Below are 370 nucleotides of genomic sequence, written 5' to 3'. Positions count from 1 at the left end.
GCCCTGGACCGGGTGCGGTACGCGGGCGATGTGGTGGCAGCCGTCGCCGCCGAGTCAGAGGCGGTGGCGCTGCACGCGCTGGAGCTGATCGAGGTGGTGTACGAGCCGCTGCCGACCGTCCCCGACATCGAGGCCGCTCTCGCACCCGACGCCCCTGAGCTGTTCGAACAGGCTCCGCCCGGCATCGTCCCTCCCTACGGGACAGGGGCCTCCGGTCAGCTCCGGCCGCGGCCCAACGTCTGTTACGAGTTCCGGTACGAGACCGGCCCGGACTCCGTCTGGGACGACTGCGACCACATCTTCGAGGACTCCTTCACCTTCTCCCGGATGAATCACTTCCATCTGGAGCCGTTCGTGACGGTCGCGGATG

Annotated in this window: 1 pseudogene; it reads left to right on the top strand. The window is 68.6% G+C overall.

Features of this window, described 5'->3' with window-relative positions:
• Nucleotides 1-370, top strand: a pseudogene (locus tag AC1DYK_RS36265) (hypothetical protein); the annotation flags it as partial.

Source organism: Variovorax sp. P2_H12 (assembly GCF_056403395.1).
This window is presented reverse-complemented; position numbering and strand designations above follow the sequence as displayed.